Origin of the sequence: Cupriavidus basilensis, assembly GCF_000832305.1 — a bacterium.
Classification (GTDB): Bacteria; Pseudomonadota; Gammaproteobacteria; order Burkholderiales; family Burkholderiaceae; genus Cupriavidus; species Cupriavidus basilensis_F.
The window spans coordinates 4,381,793-4,399,310 of record NZ_CP010536.1; the positions used below are offsets into that span (position 1 = coordinate 4,381,793).

The 17,518-nt window shown below is 66.2% G+C and carries 16 protein-coding genes; 1 reads left to right on the forward strand and 15 read right to left on the reverse strand.

Features of this window, described 5'->3' with window-relative positions; genetic code table 11:
- Nucleotides 1–334: 334 nt before the first annotated feature.
- The 11 genes from RR42_RS20255 to RR42_RS20305 form a co-directional block, all read right to left on the reverse strand.
- A complete protein-coding gene (locus tag RR42_RS20255) occupies nt 335–1,093 on the reverse strand; it encodes a sulfite exporter TauE/SafE family protein (protein ID WP_043350823.1) in 759 nt (252 codons plus the stop codon).
- An 81-nt stretch (nt 1,094–1,174) separates the two neighbouring features.
- Entirely contained in the window at nt 1,175–1,693 is a 519-nt protein-coding gene (locus tag RR42_RS20260; RefSeq protein WP_236701942.1) for a hypothetical protein, read from the reverse strand.
- A gap of 310 nt (nt 1,694–2,003) precedes the next feature.
- A complete protein-coding gene (locus RR42_RS20265; protein ID WP_043350829.1) occupies nt 2,004–3,032 on the reverse strand; it encodes a branched-chain amino acid ABC transporter permease in 1,029 nt (342 codons plus the stop codon).
- Entirely contained in the window at nt 3,032–3,916 is an 885-nt protein-coding gene (locus RR42_RS20270; RefSeq protein ID WP_043350832.1) for a branched-chain amino acid ABC transporter permease, read from the reverse strand. Before RR42_RS20270 ends, RR42_RS20265 begins: the two co-directional genes overlap by 1 nt.
- A 179-nt stretch (nt 3,917–4,095) precedes the next feature.
- The gene (locus RR42_RS20275) at nt 4,096–5,304 is read right to left on the reverse strand and encodes an ABC transporter substrate-binding protein (RefSeq protein ID WP_043350834.1); all 1,209 of its coding nucleotides are present in this window, start codon (nt 5,302–5,304) and stop codon (nt 4,096–4,098) included.
- Nucleotides 5,305–5,399: 95 nt separating this feature from the next.
- Entirely contained in the window at nt 5,400–6,125 is a 726-nt protein-coding gene (locus tag RR42_RS20280) for an ABC transporter ATP-binding protein (RefSeq protein ID WP_043350837.1), read from the reverse strand.
- A gap of 9 nt (nt 6,126–6,134) precedes the next feature.
- Nucleotides 6,135–6,911 carry an ABC transporter ATP-binding protein gene (locus RR42_RS20285; protein ID WP_043350840.1) on the reverse strand — a complete coding sequence of 259 codons (777 nt, stop codon included), beginning with the start codon at nt 6,909–6,911 and terminating at the stop codon, nt 6,135–6,137.
- Nucleotides 6,912–7,292: 381 nt separating this feature from the next.
- Nucleotides 7,293–8,993, reverse strand: coding sequence for a GMC family oxidoreductase (locus RR42_RS20290; RefSeq protein WP_043350843.1), 1,701 nt, complete (start codon nt 8,991–8,993; stop codon nt 7,293–7,295).
- A gap of 170 nt (nt 8,994–9,163) precedes the next feature.
- Nucleotides 9,164–10,099: an alpha/beta hydrolase gene (locus tag RR42_RS20295; RefSeq protein WP_043350845.1), complete on the reverse strand. Its 936-nt coding sequence runs from the start codon at nt 10,097–10,099 to the stop codon at nt 9,164–9,166.
- A gap of 50 nt (nt 10,100–10,149) precedes the next feature.
- Nucleotides 10,150–10,650 (reverse strand): Cu(I)-responsive transcriptional regulator, encoded by a 501-nt coding sequence (gene cueR / locus RR42_RS20300; RefSeq protein ID WP_043350848.1) that lies wholly within the window; start codon nt 10,648–10,650, stop codon nt 10,150–10,152.
- On the reverse strand, nt 10,647–13,118 hold the full coding sequence (locus RR42_RS20305) for a heavy metal translocating P-type ATPase (RefSeq protein WP_043350850.1): 2,472 nt from the start codon (nt 13,116–13,118) through the stop codon (nt 10,647–10,649). The genes cueR and RR42_RS20305 overlap by 4 nt, the downstream gene beginning before the upstream one ends.
- A gap of 261 nt (nt 13,119–13,379) precedes the next feature.
- On the opposite strand from RR42_RS20305, the gene RR42_RS20310 reads away from it, so the two are divergent.
- Complete coding sequence (locus tag RR42_RS20310) at nt 13,380–13,592, forward strand: heavy-metal-associated domain-containing protein (protein WP_043350852.1); 213 nt, start codon at nt 13,380–13,382, stop codon at nt 13,590–13,592.
- A gap of 69 nt (nt 13,593–13,661) precedes the next feature.
- Here RR42_RS20310 and RR42_RS20315 read toward each other — a convergent pair whose 3' ends face one another.
- The 4 genes from RR42_RS20315 to RR42_RS20330 all read right to left on the reverse strand — a co-directional run bounded on the left by RR42_RS20315 (nt 13,662) and on the right by RR42_RS20330 (nt 17,511).
- Nucleotides 13,662–14,390 (reverse strand): OmpW/AlkL family protein, encoded by a 729-nt coding sequence (locus tag RR42_RS20315; RefSeq protein ID WP_043350855.1) that lies wholly within the window; start codon nt 14,388–14,390, stop codon nt 13,662–13,664.
- Between the two features lie 232 nt (nt 14,391–14,622).
- Nucleotides 14,623–15,582 carry a delta(1)-pyrroline-2-carboxylate reductase family protein gene (locus tag RR42_RS20320; RefSeq protein ID WP_043350858.1) on the reverse strand — a complete coding sequence of 320 codons (960 nt, stop codon included), beginning with the start codon at nt 15,580–15,582 and terminating at the stop codon, nt 14,623–14,625.
- Between the two features lie 88 nt (nt 15,583–15,670).
- Nucleotides 15,671–16,675: an aldo/keto reductase gene (locus tag RR42_RS20325; protein ID WP_043350860.1), complete on the reverse strand. Its 1,005-nt coding sequence runs from the start codon at nt 16,673–16,675 to the stop codon at nt 15,671–15,673.
- A gap of 158 nt (nt 16,676–16,833) precedes the next feature.
- Entirely contained in the window at nt 16,834–17,511 is a 678-nt protein-coding gene (locus tag RR42_RS20330) for a LysR substrate-binding domain-containing protein (RefSeq protein ID WP_330218492.1), read from the reverse strand.
- Nucleotides 17,512–17,518: the final 7 nt, after the last annotated feature.

Genomic DNA, 17,518 nt, shown 5'->3' on the forward strand with positions numbered 1-17,518 from the left:
GTCTTCTGGTCTGTCTTGTCCTGGTGGATCTTATTGTGCCGGTGCCCTTGCGGTGCTTTTCAGGCCCGTATCCAGGCGCAACGCCGGCGCCTGCCTGCTACCCCGGGGCGATGGGCGAATCCGTATCCGCCCTGCCCCAATCTCCCGTCCTGCGCGTCATCCCCGGCGGCGCTCGGCAGGGCTCGCCAGGCAATGCCATGGTGCGCCACGCCGGCCGCTCATTCACCGACCGCTCGGTCGGGAATGCGTAGCGAGTCTAGCAACAGGCATATCGCCGGGCTAGCGGGATTAACCCGCATCGCAGCATGCAAGCGACACGGCTGCGAACCGGCGCTCAGCGGCCGAACGCATCCCAGGCGGTTTTCACGATCAGTGCCGCCACCACCACGATGAACACGCGCCGCACAAAGGCGCTGCCATGCTTGAGCGCGAGGCGGCTGCCAATCTGGCTGCCGCCCACGTTAGCCACCGCCATGACCAGCCCTAGCTGCCACCAGACGTGCCCCTTCGCCGCCAGCAGCAGCAAGGCTGCCAGGTTGGTGGCGAGGTTGACCACCTTGGTCGATGCCGAGGCGTGCAGGAAATCGTAGCCGAACACGCGCACGAACACGATCATCAGGAAGCTGCCGGTGCCTGGCCCGAACACGCCGTCGTAGAAGCCGATCACGGCGCCCGCCAGCAAAGCCGCGGCGCGCTCCTTGCCGCCGCGAAGCGACGGTGCGTGCTCGGTGCCGAGGCTCTTCTTGGCCACCGTATAGACCAGCAGGGCCACCAGGATAAAGGGCAACGACTTGCGCAGCGGCTCCGCGGGAATCAGCGTGAGCGCGTAAGCGCCCGCCATCGAGAAGGCAAAGGCCGACAGCATCGTCGGCAAGGTCGCGCCCCAGTAGATGCGCACGCTGCGGCCATAGCGCAACGCCGCATTGGTGGTACCAGCGAGCGACGCCACCTTGCTGGTGCCGAGCAGCGTGGCCGGCGCCATGTTGGGATAGGCCGAAAACAGCGCGGGGATCTGCACCAGGCCACCGCCGCCGGCGACAGCATCGATCAGGCCGGCGAGAAAAGCGGCAACAGCAAGAAACGCGAATTCCATGGACGCGGGCAGGCGAAGAAAGAGAAAACGGAGGGAACGAGGGAAGGAGGCGAACCAAGCGCGGCAGGCGCGCTGGAAGCGTCAGCCCAGTATCTTGGCGGCTGGTGACAAATTGAGATGCCACAGGCCGCTGGCATGCGGGGCAAAGCCCGCCGGTGCGGCCTGCGCCGCCGTCAGCAGCGCTGGCGCCAGCAACAGATGGCGCACGCCATGCGCGCTGCACCAGTCGGCCAGCAGGCCGCAGCAATCCAGCAGCAAGGCGGCACTCCTGCCCGCCGGCACGTCACCGGCCCACCATTCGGTGGCAAGCGCCGCAAGGCCGGCAAGTTCGAGATGCGGTATCAACGTAACGGGCAGGCAGCCGAGCAGATCCGGGCCGGCGCTGGCCTGCGCCACCACACAGGCCCCGCGCTCCGGCCGGGCAAGCAGGCCCTCCAGCAGCGCCTGCCTGGCACGCGCCGCCGCGACAGGCAATGCGTGCCGTGATTGCAGCCAGGCGCCCAGGTTTTGCGCATCGCCAGTCCCGGCCAGGCGTATCGAGGTCGGGGGCACAGCGGGTTCAGGCGAGGAGGGAATGAGAAAGGGGGAATCTGACGGCATGGCGGGCCCGGTGGCAAGGCCGCATTGTCGCATGTGCAATCGGTGGCTTTGACGACGATTCCGCATGGCGAAAACATCACGCACCAGGAACGGGCATACCACCCGGAAATTAAAAAAGGCGTTGCCGAGGATCACCCGGCAACGCCCTTATCTTATATTGACACTGCAGCCTAGTGACTGCGCGCCTGTCGTCTCCTCGCTTCCGCCTCCATTTAACCTGCGAAAACCGTATATGGAATGTAACGAAGCGGTGCGTTTCGAGCAAGCTAGAAGAAACCCTAGCCCCAAAATCGGGCATGTCGCCCCACGATCACTCCCGAGCCTTCCCAAAGCGGGCAAGAAGCTCGCCCATGATGCCGCGGCGGAACGTCAATACGCAGATCACGAAGATCACGCCGGTCACCATTGTGACGGATTCGCCCAGTGAGTTGAACCACTCGATGCCCGTCGTCGAGGCCAGGAAGGTGCCGATGTCGCCAAGCTTGTTTTCCAGCGCCACCACCACGAAAGCCCCGACCAGCGGTCCCGAAAGCGTGCCCAGGCCGCCAACCAGCGTCATCAGGATCACCGAGCCCGACATGGACCAGTGCACGTCGGTCAGCGTGGCAAAGCCCAGCACCAGCGCCTTGATCGACCCGGCCAGCCCGGAAAGCGCCGCAGACAGCACAAACACCATCAACTTGAAGCGGTCCGTATCGTAGCCCAGCGAGATGGTGCGCGGCTCGTTTTCCTTGATCGCCTTGAGGATCTGGCCGAACGGCGAATGCACGGTCCGCACGATCAGCGCGAAGGCCGCCACGATGATCGCCAGCGCCACGTAATACAGTGTCAGATCGTTGGCTAGCGACAACACACCGAACAGCTTGCCGCGCGGAATGCCCTGCAAGCCATCCTCGCCCCCGGTGTACGGCACCTGCAGGCAGAAGAAGAACAGCATCTGCGCCAGCGCCAGCGTGATCATCGAGAAATAGATGCCTTGCCGGCGAATCGCGATGTACCCGACCACGTAGCCGATCAAGGCACCCGCCAGCGTGCCCAGCACCAGCCCGACCTCAGGCGTGACGCCCCACGCCTTCATCGCGTGCCCGGCCGTATAGGCCGCGCCGCCAAAGAAGGCCGCATGGCCGAACGACAGCAGCCCGGTATAGCCGATCAGCAGGTTGAAGGCGCACGCGAACAGTGCGAAGCACAGCACCTTGAGCACGAACACCGGATACGCTCCGGCCATCGGCGCCAGGACCAGCGCTGCCAGCAACAATCCGTACAACAGTTTCTTCTGCACGCCCCGCCCCTGTCTTGTCTGCCCCGCGGCCACTGCCGCGCCGGTTGGTTGGTTCATCACTTCTCCCTCCCGAACAGTCCGGCCGGGCGCAGCATCAGCACGATCACCATGATGAAGAACACGACCGTGGAGGAGGCCTCGGGATAGAACACCTTGGTCAGGCCCTCGATCACGCCCAGGCCGAGGCCGGTCAGGATCGAGCCCATGATCGAGCCCATCCCGCCGATCACCACCACCGCGAACACGATGATGATCAGGTTCTGCCCCATCAGCGGCGAGATCTGGATCACCGGTGCCGCGAGCACGCCGGCAAATGCCGCCAGCGCCACGCCGAACCCGTAGGTCAGCGTCACCATCAGCGGCACGTTGACGCCAAAGGCTTCAACCAGCTTGGGGTTCTCGGTGCCAGCGCGCAAATAAGCGCCCAGCTTGGTCTTCTCGATCAGGTACCAGGTGGAGAAGCACACCACCAGCGAGGCAGCCACCACCCAGGCCCGGTAGTTCGGCAGGATCATGAAACCCAGATCCGTGGCGCCGCTCAGCGCCTCAGGCGCCGAGTACGGCAGTCCCGACACCCCGTAGATCGAGCGAAAGATGCCTTCGATCACCAGCGTGATACCGAGCGTCAGCAGCAGGCCGTAGATATGGTCGAGCTTGTAGATCCAGCGCAGCATGGTGCGCTCGATCACGATGCCGATCAGTGCCACCGCGAGCGGCGACAGCACCAGCATCACCCAGTAGTTGAGCCCGGCGTACTCCATGCCCATCCAGGCCAGGACCGCGCCGAGCATGAACAGCGCCCCGTGGGCAAAATTGATGACGTTGAGCAGTCCGAAGATGACCGCAAGGCCAAGGCTCAACATCGCATAGAAGGCACCGTTGACCAGTCCCAGCAGTAACTGGGACAGCATGGCGGGCAGAGGAATACCGAAGATGTCCATCGCAGGCGTTACCGTTTGCGCACCAGCCGGGATTCGTCGTTCCCCGCCAGGCAGGCGCTGTCAAAATGAAGCGAAGAAAGACACTGGCCCCCGCTGCCGAACCCGGTCAACATGCAACGGTCCCGGGCGGGGGCGCCATACCTCAATCAACTCTACGCAACTCAACTCAGTTCAAACGCTTACTTCTTCATCATCGCGCACTTCGATTCCGCCACCGTGGTGAAAGCCTGCTCACCCGGGATCGTGGCCACCACCTTCAGGTAGTCCCACGGCTTCTTCGATTCGGCCGGCGACTTCACCTGCATCAGGTACATGTCGTGGATGCCGCGGCCGTCCTGGCGGATGTAGCCCTTGGTGTAGAAGTCGTTGATCTTCATCTTCTTGAGCTCGGCCATGACCTTGTCCGGGTCATCCGTCTTGGCTGCCTCGACCGCCTTCAGGTAGGTATGCGCGGCGGAGTAGTCGGCGGCCTGCAAGCTGCTCGGCATCTTCTTCATCTTGGTGAAGAAGCGCGCAGCGAATTTGCGCGTATCGTCGTTCATGTCCCAGTACCAGCTGTCGGTCATCAGCAGGCCTTCGGTGTTCTTCAAGCCCAGGCTGTGGATGTCGTTGATGAACATCAGCAGGCCGGCGATCTTCATCGTCTTGGTGATGCCGAATTCCTTGGCCGCCTTGATCGCGTTGATGGTGTCGCCGCCGGCATTGGCCAGGCCCAGGATCTGCGCCTTGGACGCTTGCGCCTGCAGCAGGAACGACGAGAAGTCGGAGGCCGACAGCGGATGGCGCACCGCGCCCACCACCGTGCCACCGTTGGCCTTCACCACGGCCGCGGTATCGTTTTCCAGCGAGTGGCCGAAGGCATAGTCGGCGGTCAGGAAGAACCACGACTTGCCACCCTGCTTGACCACCGCACTGCCGGTACCCTTGGCGAGCGCCACCGTGTCATACGCATAGTGCACGGTGTAAGGCGAGCACTCTTCGTTGGTCAGGCGCGCCGAGCCGGCACCGATATTGAAGTAGACCTTCTTCTTCTCCGAGGCCACCTTGTTCATGGCCAGGCCGGTGGCGGAATTGGTGCCGCCGATCAGCACGTCCAGGCCCTGCTGGTCCATCCACTCGCGCGCCTTCGAGGCGGCGATGTCGGCCTTGTTCTGGTGATCGGCCGAAACCAGCTCGATCGGCTTGCCCAGCACCTTGCCACCGTTGTCCTCGATCGCCATCTTGATGGCTTCGAGGCCGCCCGGGCCGTCGATGTCGGCGTACAAGCCCGACATGTCGGTGATGTAGCCGATCTTGACGGTATCGCCCGAGACCTGCGCCGATGCCGAACCCATTGCCACGCCCGTTACGATAGCCGCCAGAGCGACCGCCAGCCGAGTCATCTTCATTGCCTGTCTCCTTAGTTTCGGCGGCACCTGACGCCACCCGTTCCTGCCCTAAAACAATGCCTGCGATTCATGACAGCGCCGCGCGCCGATTCGAATCAGACCCCAAGCAACTCGTTGAGCACCGGCATCTTGGCCTGCAGCTCGGCAGCCGCGAAGCGCTCGACGATCGTGCCGTGTTCCATCACATAAAAACGGTCGGCCAGCGGCGCGGCAAAGCGGAAGTTCTGCTCCACCATCACCACCGTGTAGCCCTTTTTCTTGAGCATCAGGATCATGCGCGCCAGCGCTTGCACGATCACGGGCGCAAGACCCTCCGAGATCTCGTCGAGCAGCAGCAGGTTGGCGCCGGTGCGCAGGATGCGCCCGACGGCCAGCATCTGCTGCTCGCCGCCCGACAGGCGCGTGCCCTGGCTCTGGCGGCGCTCCTTCAGGTTAGGGAACATCTCGTAGATCTCGGCCTCGCTCATGCCGGTGACCGCGCTGGTGCCCTGCCCTTTCAACAGCGGCGGCAGCATCAGGTTTTCCTCGCACGACAAGCTGGCGAAGATGCCCCGCTCTTCCGGGCAATAGCCGATGCCGCAGTGCGCGATCTTGTGCGTCGGCATGCCGATGGTCTCGGTGCCGTTGACGCGGATCGAGCCCTTGCGCTGGCCGGTCAGGCCCATGATGGCGCGCAACGTGGTGGTGCGCCCGGCGCCGTTGCGCCCTAGCAGGGTCACCACCTCGCCGGCATTCACGGTCAGGTCCACGCCATGCAGGATGTGCGATTCGCCATACCAGGCGTGCAGGTCCTTGATTTCTAGTGCGGGCGTTGTGCTCATCCTGGCTCCTCAGTGCGCGCCCTGCAGTTCGGCCTCGACAGTGCCCATATAGGCCTCCATCACGCGCGGGTCTTTCGATACCTCGGCGTACGGCCCCTCGGCCAGGATCGCGCCGCGCTGCAATACCGTGATCTTGTCGGCAATCGACGAGACCACGTTCATGTTGTGCTCCACCATCAGGATGGTGCGCCCCACCGCCACCTTGCGGATCAGCTCGGTCACGCGCGCCACGTCTTCATGGCCCATGCCCTGGGTCGGCTCGTCCAGCAGCATCATCTCCGGCTCCATCGCCAGCGTGGTGGCGATCTCGAGCGCGCGCTTGCGGCCGTACGGCAGGTTGACCGTCACCGTCTGCGCCACATCGCTCAGCCCGACCTGCTCCAGCAGCTCCATGCCGCGCGCGTTCAGCGCATCGAGCGTGGTTTCGCTGCGCCAGAAATGATAGGAAGTGCCAAGTTGCCGCTGCAGCCCGATGCGCACGTTCTCCAGCACCGTCAGGTGCGGGAACACGGCGGAGATCTGGAACGACCGGATCACCCCGCGCCGGGCAATCTGCGCCGGCTTTTCGCGGGTGATGTCGATGCCGTTGAACAGGATCGTGCCCGTGGTAGGCTCGAGGAACTTGGTCAGCAGGTTGAAGCAGGTGGTCTTGCCGGCGCCGTTGGGGCCGATCAAGGCATGGATGGAGCCGCGCCGCACCTTGAGATTGACGTCGCTTACCGCGGTGAACCCCTTGAACTCCTTGGTGAGGTTCCGCGTTTCCAGGATCGATTCTTGCTGATTCATGGTCTCCTGCCCGCCCTCTTGCTGCGGCGCCGGCTTCTGGTCGGCACCGCCAAATGGTCAGAACTGTGGTGCCAGTCGCACCACCACGGCACAGGTCGCGCCAATCCAGTTGCGCTCCCCGTGGCTGTTGCGGCCCTCGCGCCGCTTGTATTTATTTGCTGCCTTTATTGCTGCCTGGATGTCCGCCGTGCGCGCCCCTCCCGGAACGCGCGACGCGCCCTTGTCGGGGCGCGCCAATGTGAGCAGTGCTGCACGGCATCTCGGCGTCTATTGTGTGCGTCTGCTGCGTCGCAAAACATCCGGGTTTGCACTGATTATGAAACATGAACCAGATGTCAGGTTGGTGTCAGGTTTGCCGCGCGTTCGCGGCAGGCGGCATACTCAGGCCTGGGTTGTGGCTCCCGCTTTGCTGGCCGGCTCAGCCCCCGCCGGGGAAACGGCGCCCTGCGCGACCCCTTGCGCCACGCCGCTCGCGCGCCGGCGCCGATCCTCCCGGATCATGTCGCTGGCGCGCTCCGCGATCATGATGGTCGGGGAGTTGGTGTTGCCCGAGGTGATCAGCGGCATGATCGATGCATCGACCACACGCAAGCCATCGATGCCGATCACGCGCAGGCGCTGGTCCACCACGGCCTGCGGGTCATCGGGACGGCCCATGCGGCAAGTGCCCACCGGATGGAAGATGGTGGTGCCGATCTCGCTCGCGGCCTGGGCCAGTTGCTCGTCGGTCTCGAACGCCGCGCCCGGCAGCCATTCCTGCGGCTTGTAGGGCGCGAGCGCGGGCGAGGCCACGATGCGCCGCGTCAGCCTCAGCGAATCCGCCGCGACCTTGCGGTCGGCGTCGGTCGTCAGATAGTTGGGCGCAATCACCGGCGCGTGGCGGAAATCCGGATCGGCGATGTGCACGCTGCCGCGCGAAGTCGGGCGCAGGTTGCACACGCTGGCGGTAAACGCATTGAAGCGATGCAACGGATCGCCGAACTTGTCGAGCGATAGCGGCTGCACGTGGTACTCCAGGTTGGGCCGCGCATACGATGCATCCGAGCGTGCGAAGGCGCCGAGCTGCGACGGCGCCATGCTCATCGGGCCGCTCTGGTTGACCGCGTACTGCAGGCCGATGCCAAGCTTGCCCCACCAGCTGCCCGCGCGCGTGTTGAGCGTGCGCACGCCCTGCACCTTGACCACGCTGCGCAGCTGCAGGTGGTCCTGCAGGTTTTCGCCCACGCCGGGCAACGCATGGCGCACCGCGATGCCCGCCGCCTGCAGCCGCTCGGGCTGGCCGATGCCGGACAGCTCCAGCAGCTGCGGCGTATTGACCGCGCCCGCTGCCAGGATGACTTCCTCGCGCGCTGCCGCCGTGAATGGCTTGCCGCCGCCGAGATAGTCCACGCCGGTGCAGCGGCGTCCCGCGAACGTCAGCGCGCTCACCTGAGCGCCGGTGACGATCGTCAGATTCGGCCGTTCCGCCGCGCGGCGCAGGAACGCCTTGGCGGTATTCCAGCGGATGCCGCGTCGCTGGTTGACCTCGAAGTAGCCCACGCCAAAGTTATCGCCGCGATTGAAGTCATCGGTGCGCGGGATGCCGGCCTGCTCGGCGGCATCGATAAAGCGCTCCAGGATGTCCCAGCGCAAGCGCTGCCCTTCCACCCGCCATTCGCCACCTGCGCCGTGAAATTCGTCGCCGCCGCGATGATGGTCCTCGCTGCGCTTGAACAGCGGCAGCACATTGTCCCAGCGCCAGCCGTCGTCGCCCGTCAGGCGCGCCCAGTCGTCATAGTCTTCACGCTGCCCGCGCATATAGATCATGCCGTTGATCGAGGACGAGCCACCCAGCACGCGCCCGCGCGGGTAGCCCAGCGAGCGCCCGCCCAGGCCGGCTTGCGCCACGGTGCGGTACATCCAGTCGGTGCGCGGGTTGCCGATGCAATACAGGTAGCCCACCGGGATGTGAATCCAGTGGTAGTCGTCGCGCCCGCCGGCTTCCAGCAGCAGCACGCTCACCTCGGGATCCTGGGTCAGGCGGTTGGCCAGCACGCAGCCGGCCGATCCGGCGCCGACGATGATGTAGTCGTATGTCTCCATGCTTTCTCTTGTCAGGCCTTGCGCCACGTTTGGAAAGGTTGATGATGAGCCCGAGCGGGAATATCCCGCCGGGATGGCAAATGCGTGCGTCCGTGCGCGGCATGCCGAACTTGGGCCACGGCTGCGCGCAATGGTTCAGGTGATGGCAGCCAGGGACACATCATGCGCGCTCACGCCGCCTGTGGCTGCAGATGCTTGCGCAGCCAGCCGGTGAGCGCGGCCAGTACCTCGCCGCGCAGCGGCTGTGCCTCGTTGAAGATCTCGTGGTAGCCGGTGTCGAACCAGAGCGCGTCGCGCAGGTCGGGCGGCGCGTTGTCGAAGAAGCGGCGGCTGCCGGCCGGATCGACGATGCGATCGTCGCCCGCCACCAGCATCAGCATGGGTGCTTCCAGCATGGGCGCATCGGTTTGCGCTTGCGCCATGCCGCGCACGAAGGTCTCCAGCACGCCGGCGCTGATGGTGCCCTGCACCAGCGGATCGGCGCGGTACTGCGCCACCACCGCGGCGTCGTGCGACAGGTAGCGCGCATCGATCGGGTTGGGCACGCGCAGGCGCGGCACCAGCGTCAGCAGCATGCGGTGCAGGGCCAGCATCGGGGCGGACAGCCTCAAGGCCAGCGCCGGCGATGACAGCACGAGCGCGCGGATGGGCCGCACGCGCGCGGTGGCAAAGCGCGCTGCCACCAGCCCGCCCATGCTGTGCCCCAGCAGGAACGGCAGCTCCCGCCACTGGCCCACCGCGGCGTCGTGGATTTCGGTGAGGTCTTCGACGAACACATCCGGATGCTCCGCCACCATGCGCGGGCCGCCGCTGGCGCCATGGCCGCGCTGGTCGTAGGCGCGCACACGCAGGCCCAGGCCGCACAGCAGTTCCGCCACGTGCTGGTAGCGGCCGCAATGCTCGGCCAGGCCGTGCACCAGCAACAGCGAACCGGCGGGCTCCGGGAACAGCTCGGGATCGGGCTGCCAGGTGCGCAGAAACAGTTCCGTGCCGTCGCGCATGCGCTGGCGGCTTTCGACGGGGGTGGCGGTCCGCGCGGGGGCCGCCACGGCAGGGCCGCCAACGTCGGTCGGCTCGGCGGGAGCAGCGGTACTCGGTCGATCCATTCGGTTGATCTCCAACTGTGTTCCGCTACGATGCCGCCGTCCCTCCCTGACTAGGAGGCCGCGGTGCTGTCCTCGTCGTGACGATGGCAGGCCGGCACCGCGCCATCGCTGTTGCCGCCCGCATCCGATTCCTCCGCCGCCAGGCCGAATCCCGCCTGCGCCATATCCGCGAGGATCGGGCAGTCGGGCCGCGCATCGCCGCTGCAGGCCTCGGCCAGCTGGCGCAGCGTGTCGCGCATGGCGGCAAGCTCGGCAATGCGCTGCTCCAGATCCGCCACGTGGCGCAAGGTGAGCGCCTTGACGTCGGCGCTGGCTCGCGCGCGGTCGTGCCACAGCGACAGCAGCCCGCGTATCTCGTCCAGCGAGAACCCGAGATTACGGGCACGCCGCACGAAGCGCAAGGTGTGCACCGCGCGCTCGTCGTAGCGGCGGTAACCGCCCTCGCTGCGCGGCGGCGGCGCCAGCAGGCCGATGGACTCGTAGTGCCGGATCATCTTGGCGGTAACGCCGGAAGCCTGTGCCGCTTCGCCGATATTCTTGCCGATACTCATGCTTGCTCTCCCGCCGGCTTCCAGCGCCGCAGCAGCAGCGCATTGCCGACCACGCTCACGCTGGAGAAAGCCATGGCCGCGCCGGCCACGACCGGGTTGAGCAGGCCGGCCGCCGCCAGCGGGATGCCGATCACATTGTAGAAGAAGGCCCAGAACAGGTTCTCGCGAATCTTGCGCACAGTGCGGTGCGAAATCGCCAGCGCATCGGCCACCAGCGCCGGATCCCCACGCATCAGCGTGATGCCGGCAGCATGCATGGCCACATCGGTGCCGGTCGACATGGCGATGCCGACATCCGCCGCGGCCAGCGCCGGCGCATCGTTGATGCCGTCGCCAACCATCGCCACCGCGGTGCCGTCTGCCTTGAGCCCGTTCACGCGCTCGGCCTTGTCGGCCGGCAGTACTTCCGCCTGCACCTCGTCCAGCCCCAGCGTCTTGGCCACGCGCGCGGCGGCGCCCTGGTTGTCGCCGGACAGCATCACCGTGCGCACGCCGGCGGCGCGCAGCCGCTCGATCGCGCGCCGCGCACCAGGCTTGATGGCGTCGCCAAAGGCAACCAGTCCCACCACGCGGTGTTGCGCGGGCGACGCATCCCCCGCGCCCATCTCGATCAGCCAGGACACCGTGCGGCCCGCTTGCTGCAGTGCCTGCGCCTGCGCTTCGAGCGTACCCGCCGCTGCGCCCAGCGAGGCGCGCAGCCGCTCGCTGCCAAGCTGCAATGCCACGCCATCGACCATGCCGGACAAGCCCATGCCAGGCAATGCACGCACATCGGTAGCGGTCGGCGCGTGGATGCCGCGCGCGCGGGCCGCTGCCAGCACCGCGTGCGCCAGCGGATGCTCGCTGCCGGCCTGCAGCGCGGCCAGATGCGCCAGCAAGCGCGGCTGCGCATCGTCACCGGCACCCGCCGGCACCGCCAGCGCCACCACTTCCGGCTTACCCACCGTCAGCGTGCCGGTCTTGTCGAAGACCACCACCTTGACCCGGTGCGCCACTTCCAGCGCCTCGGCGTCCTTGATCAGGATGCCGGCGCGCGCACCCGCTCCCGTGCCCGCCATGATCGCGGTCGGCGTGGCCAGGCCGAGCGCACACGGGCAGGCGATCACCAGCACCGCCACCGCGTTGAGCAAGGCCGCCTCCCAGTTGCCGCCGAACAGGCCCCAGCCTAGCAGCGTGACCAGCGCGATGCCCAGCACCACCGGCACGAAGACCGAGCTCACGCGGTCGACCATGCGCTGGATTGGCGCCTTGGCGGCTTGCGCGTGCTCGACCATGCGGATGATGCGCGCCAGCACCGTCTCCGCGCCCACCGCCACCGTGCGCGCCACCAGGCGGCCTTCGTAGTTGATGGCGCCGCCGGTCAGCAGCGCGCCGGGTGCCTTCGGTACCGGCAGGCTCTCGCCGGTCAGCATGGATTCGTCCGCATGGCTGCTGCCTTCGATTACCTTGGCATCCACGGGTACGCGTGCGCCCGGCAGCACCACGATCTCGTCGCCGACCCGCACCGAGCCCAGCGCAACGCTTACCTCCGCGCCGTCGCGGCGCACGATCGCGCTATCGGGGCGCAGCGCGGCCAGCGCGCGGATGGCATCCGCCGTCTGGCGCTTGGCGCGCGTTTCCAGCCACTTGCCCAGGCGCACCAGCGTGATGACCACCGCCGCGCTCTCGAAGTACAGATGCGGCATATCGTGCGCGCCACGCCACATCAGCCACAAGGACAAGCCATAAGCCGCCGAGGTGCCGAGCGCGACCAGCAGATCCATATTGCCCGCGCCCGCGCGCACCGCCTTGAAGCCAGCCTTGTAGAAACGCCAGCCAAACACGAACTGCACCGGCGTGGCCAGCAGCCACTGCACCCAGGCTGGCAGCATCCAGTGCACGCCGAACCATTCGGCCACCATGGGCGCCACCAGCGGCAACGATAGCACCGCCGAGATCGCCACCGGCCACGGCCCGGACCAGAAGCCTTCGCCAGGCACCGCCCCAGCCGGCAATTCGCCGGTGACCGGCACTGCGCCATAACCGGCGCGCGCCACCGCAGCGGCCAATGCTTCTGCATCCACGGCACCGCGCAACACGGTCACCTCAGCCTGCTCCGTGGCCAGGTTGACCTGCGCCTCCACCACGCCGGGCACGGCCTTCAGCGCACGCTCGACGCGGGCCACGCAGGAAGCGCACGTCATGTCGCTGATGGACAAGGTCATGGCCTGGTGCGGCACCTCGTAACCGGCAGCCCTCACGGCCTCGGCGGCCGCCGGCAGCACGGCTGCGCCATCGGCCTGCAGCGTGGCTTCTTCGGTGGCGAGGTTGACGGCGACCTGGCGCACGCCAGGCACCTTGCCCAGCGCAGTCTCGACGCGCCGCACGCACGAGGCACACGTCATGCCGCCGATCGGCAGCCGCCATTCGGAGGCCGGCGCGCCTGCTGCGGCGCCGGATACGGGAAGGAGTCGGGAGTTAGCGGGCATGGCAGGGATCGGGTCCACAGTGATGACAACCACATCATGGACCTTACCATGTTGGGAAGGTCAAGCCCGCGCAAGCAGCGCATTCATCACGTGTCGCACGCGAGAACGTTTGGAAAAGGCCTTGCGCTTCCCACGGTGGGAAGGTGCAAACTTCAGGGGTAGACCAAAGTCCGGCCCGGCCAGCGCAGCGACAGGTACGCTTTTTGGACGGCCGGACGCTCACCTTGATTCCTTACCCCAGGTACCAGCAGGAGATTGCAGATGATCCAGTTCCAGGTTGAAGGCATGTCGTGCGGCCATTGCGTGGGCGCCATCACCCGCGCCGTGCAAGCGCTCGATCCCGCCGCGAAGGTGTCGGCCGACATCCCCGCACAGGCAGTCACGGTAGAAGCCACCGCCAGCGGCCAAGCGCTGCGCGAAGCCATCGAGGCCGCCGGCTATCCCGTCAAGGGCAGCACCCAGGCCGCGGGCTGAGCCGGCAGCGGCACAAAGCAAAACGGGCGCCAGCAATGGCGCCCGTTTTGTCGTCTGGTGAGTCGCTTCTTAGAAGCGGTAGCCGACGTTCAGGAAGGTCACGACCGGATCGATCTTGATCTTGGTATGCGACACAACGGTAGCATTGCCCGCCGCACCCGCGTTCTGCGTGGTGAGCGTGGCCGTGCTGGACAGCGGCAGGTAGGACACCGACAGGCCGACGAACCAGTTATCGGTGATGGCGTAGTTCGCGCCAACATTGAACACCGGATTCCACGAGCTCTTGGCGCTCGCCGTCATCCTGGCGTTCGGACCAAACTCGGAGCGCACGAAAGTCTGGTTGTTGATGGTCTCGTCGGTGAACCACGTGTAGTTCACGCCAAGGCCCACATAGGGGCGGAACTTGGTCTTCGCTTGCCCGAAGTGGTACTTCACCAGTACCGCCGGGCTCCATTGCCGCACATTGCCCAGCGTGCCGTATTTGGCAAACGTGCCAGCGCCCTCCACGTCGTGCTTCGGCGGAATCCCCGCCACGATTTCGCCTGCGATATTGTCGGTAAAGAAGTGCGTGAACGCGATGCCAAGCGTATCCGCGGACTGGATCTTGGCACTCGTGCCGGCTTCGGTGTGGTTGATGGGGACGCCACCGATGCTATCGACGACCAGCGCATCGGCCGAACTCGTCGGCATCACGCGGAACCAGCCCAGGCTGACGATATTGCTGCCGGCACTCTGCGCTTGCGCGGCACCAGCAACTAGCATGGCTACGCTGGCCAGCAGGATCTTCTTGGGGGACATGCCTCTTACTCCTTGTATTGACTCTCTACCCGGGGCAGGCATTATCCGGTCTGGTGTGACCCGTCTGTTTCAAACGCTTAATACTTTTGTAGAAGCCTGCCCCTAAAGCACGGGTTAACCATTAGAAACGCAGGCAAACAAACCAAACTGGCCAGGGAATCTGTATGCAATTCGCGACGCTCGCCGGCCAAAAAACCTACTGCACGGTATAGGCCTACTCGTCGCAAGGGAATTACGCTGTGCCGGCGCTTGCGAGCACGCACGCCGCCAGGTCCCACAGGGCATAACCGACACTCTTGAAGACCAGCGGGCTGCCGCCGCGCGCGCGCAGTGCGTCCTCGGCGAGGATGGCGCGCTCGAAGGGCTGCACGGTAGACCAGGCGATGCCCGCCTGCAGCAGGTCGCCCGCCTCCTCCTCGATGCCGAACAAGGTATCGGCCAGCAACCGGCCGTGCGCCGAGGCCGCCTGGCAGAGCGCCGGCGGCAGCTCGCACATCTCCGGGCGGAACGCGCCCACCGCGGCGATGAAATGATCGTCGCGCCACAGGCCGCTATCCAGGTCCGGCAGCACCGGCACCAGGCTGGACGTCACCGTCACCACCATCGACACGCGCGGCAAGACCGTGCGCACGTCATCCACCGACTGCGCCTCCACGCCCAGCGTGCGCGCATGCGCGGCGAGGGCTTCGGCCTTGGCGGCCGTGCGCGAATGCAGCCACACCCGGCGCGGCGAGAGGCCGGCGGCAAAGGCTTCCAGATGGGTCAGCGCCTGTACGCCAGCACCGATGATCAACAGCTCGCCAGCGGGATCCGGCGCGAAGCTCTGCGCCGCCAGCAGCGACACGGCGGCAGTGCGCCGGCCCGTCACGGTGGGCCCGTCCAGCAGCGCCAGCCGGCGTCCGGTATGGGCGTCGGCCACCACCACCTCGCCGAGGATATTGGGCAGGCCGCGTTGCGGATTCCCGGGGTGCACGGTGATGTTCTTGGTCATCACCAGCTCCCGGTTGCGCGCCGGCATCACCAGCAGCGTGCCTTCCCCGCCGGCGGGGTCCCCTACGGGCAACGCAATGCGCGGCGGCGCCATGGCCGTGCCCGCGCGCAACTCGGCCAGCATGGCGGCAATGGCACGGGCCAGCGCGGGGTAAGGCAGGCGGGCCGCGGTCTGGGCGGCGTCTAGCAGGGCAACGGACATGGCGGGTGGCTCCGGAGGCGGTTCGCGATGCTGGATTATCGGCGAACTCGCCGCCGGCCTGCCCCCAAGCTCCACAGCTTCAGGCGGTTCAGCGTGCCAGCAAGGACATCACCTGCCCCGGATAGCGCGTACCCGCTACTGCGTCTGCCGGGAACACGGCGTCGATGGCCGCCATGTCCGCCGCGTCCAGCACCACGTCCAGCGCGCCAAGGTTGTCGTCAAGGTTGGCCACGCGCCGCGTGCCGGGAATCGGCGCCAGCATTTCGCCACGCGCCAGCACCCACGCCAGTGCCAGTTGCGCCGGGCTGCAGCCCTTGTCGCGCGCCAGCGCGTTCACCTTGTCCACCAGCGCCAGGTTGCGCGCGAAGTTCTCACCCATGAAACGCGGGCTGGTACGGCGGTAATCGTCCTGCGCGAAATCCTCAGGGCTGCGGATGGTCCCGGTCAGGAAACCCCGGCCCAGCGGGCTGTATGGCACGAAGGCAATGCCGAGCCGCTGGCACGTAGCGAGAATGCTCTGGTCACCACCTGCCTCCACGTCGCGCGTCCACAGCGAATACTCGCTTTGCAGCGCGGTGATGGGATGCACGGCATGCGCGCGCTCGATGGTCTGCGCGCCGGCCTCCGACAATCCCAGCCAGCGTACCTTGCCCGCCTTCACCAGTTCCGCCATCGCGCCCACGGTTTCCTCGATGGGCACCTGCGGATCGACCCGGTGCTGGTAGTACAGGTCGATATGCTCCACCCCGAGCCGCTTGAGGCTGGCATCGCAGCTGGCTCGCACATATTCGGGCCGGCCATCCACGCCGCGCGCCACCAGGTTGGCGGCGTCGCGCACGATGCCGAACTTGGTCGCCAGCACCACGCTGTCCCGGCGCGCCGCGATGGCCCGGCCTACCAGGCTCTCGTTGGTGTATGGCCCATAAATATCAGCCGTATCGATAAAATTTACACCATTATCAATTGCGTGATTGATAGTGCGAATAGATTCGGCGTCGTCATGCGCGCCGTAGAACTCGCTCATGCCCATGCAGCCCAGGCCAAGGGGGAATACCTGTGGGCCATGCCGGCCCAGCTTGCGTAGTGCGGTCATGCGGAACTCCTTGGTTGAGGAACCTCGGCAGTATCGCCAAGGCCGGGGCACGGAAACAGCCGGCTACGCCGCATGCGTCATGAAGCACAGCTTCACAATCGGGTTACCCTCTTAAGCTGGACACCATGGGCGATGGGAAGAGCGATGGGAAGGGGCTCTCATCCCGGGTTCTCCCGGCGGGACAGGAAGTCAACCAGCACCCGCAGCTTAGGCAGCATGTGCCGGCTCGATGGCCACAGCATCCAGAACGTGCCCTGCACCACGTTGTATGTGTCCAGCGCCGTCACTAGCCGCTGCTCGTGCAGCGCCTCCTGCGCCACGAAATCCGGCACGTAGCAAATGCCCAGGCCGCCGATCGCCGCGGCCAGCACGCCTTCGATGCTGTTCAAGGCGAACGTGGCCGGCAAACGGACTTCCTCGCCGCCGGCATCCTGCGTCAACACCCAATCCTGCAGTTTCCCGCTGGAGGGGAAACGATAGCGCAGGCAAACATGGTGCTCCAGGTCCTTCGGCCGCACGGGCATGCCGCGCAGCGCGAAGTAGTCCGGCGCCGCGCACACCACCTGGCGAAAAGGCCGCAGGCGCCGCGCCATCAGTTGGGAATCCACCAACTCGCCGCTGCGGATCACCAGGTCGAAGCCCTCCTCCACCACGTCCACCATGCGGTCGCTGAAATCCAGGTCGAACTCGATCTCCGGATAGGCGGCGCAGAACGCAGCCAGGTCGGGTAGCAACAGGCGATAGCCGATCGCTGCATGCGCGAATCGCGCGACCCCGCCGCCAGCGGGCTCGACTGGCCACGCGGGCGCCCTTACCGGCGCGCTAAGCCTGTTCACCTATGCC

Coding starts and splice junctions, on each gene's coding strand:
- RR42_RS20255 (WP_043350823.1), bottom strand. CDS start 1,093: ATGGAATTCGCGTTTCTTGCTGTTGCCGCTTTTCTCGCCGGCCTGATC.
- RR42_RS20260 (WP_236701942.1), bottom strand. CDS start 1,693: ATGCCGTCAGATTCCCCCTTTCTCATTCCCTCCTCGCCTGAACCCGCT.
- RR42_RS20270 (WP_043350832.1), bottom strand. CDS start 3,916: ATGGACATCTTCGGTATTCCTCTGCCCGCCATGCTGTCCCAGTTACTG.
- RR42_RS20325 (WP_043350860.1), bottom strand. CDS start 16,675: ATGACCGCACTACGCAAGCTGGGCCGGCATGGCCCACAGGTATTCCCC.
- RR42_RS20320 (WP_043350858.1), bottom strand. CDS start 15,582: ATGTCCGTTGCCCTGCTAGACGCCGCCCAGACCGCGGCCCGCCTGCCT.
- RR42_RS20275 (WP_043350834.1), bottom strand. CDS start 5,304: ATGAAGATGACTCGGCTGGCGGTCGCTCTGGCGGCTATCGTAACGGGC.
- cueR (WP_043350848.1), bottom strand. CDS start 10,650: ATGAGTATCGGCAAGAATATCGGCGAAGCGGCACAGGCTTCCGGCGTT.
- RR42_RS20265 (WP_043350829.1), bottom strand. CDS start 3,032: ATGAACCAACCAACCGGCGCGGCAGTGGCCGCGGGGCAGACAAGACAG.
- RR42_RS20295 (WP_043350845.1), bottom strand. CDS start 10,099: ATGGATCGACCGAGTACCGCTGCTCCCGCCGAGCCGACCGACGTTGGC.
- RR42_RS20305 (WP_043350850.1), bottom strand. CDS start 13,118: ATGCCCGCTAACTCCCGACTCCTTCCCGTATCCGGCGCCGCAGCAGGC.
- RR42_RS20290 (WP_043350843.1), bottom strand. CDS start 8,993: ATGGAGACATACGACTACATCATCGTCGGCGCCGGATCGGCCGGCTGC.
- RR42_RS20310 (WP_043350852.1), top strand. CDS start 13,380: ATGATCCAGTTCCAGGTTGAAGGCATGTCGTGCGGCCATTGCGTGGGC.
- RR42_RS20315 (WP_043350855.1), bottom strand. CDS start 14,390: ATGTCCCCCAAGAAGATCCTGCTGGCCAGCGTAGCCATGCTAGTTGCT.
- RR42_RS20285 (WP_043350840.1), bottom strand. CDS start 6,911: ATGAATCAGCAAGAATCGATCCTGGAAACGCGGAACCTCACCAAGGAG.
- RR42_RS20280 (WP_043350837.1), bottom strand. CDS start 6,125: ATGAGCACAACGCCCGCACTAGAAATCAAGGACCTGCACGCCTGGTAT.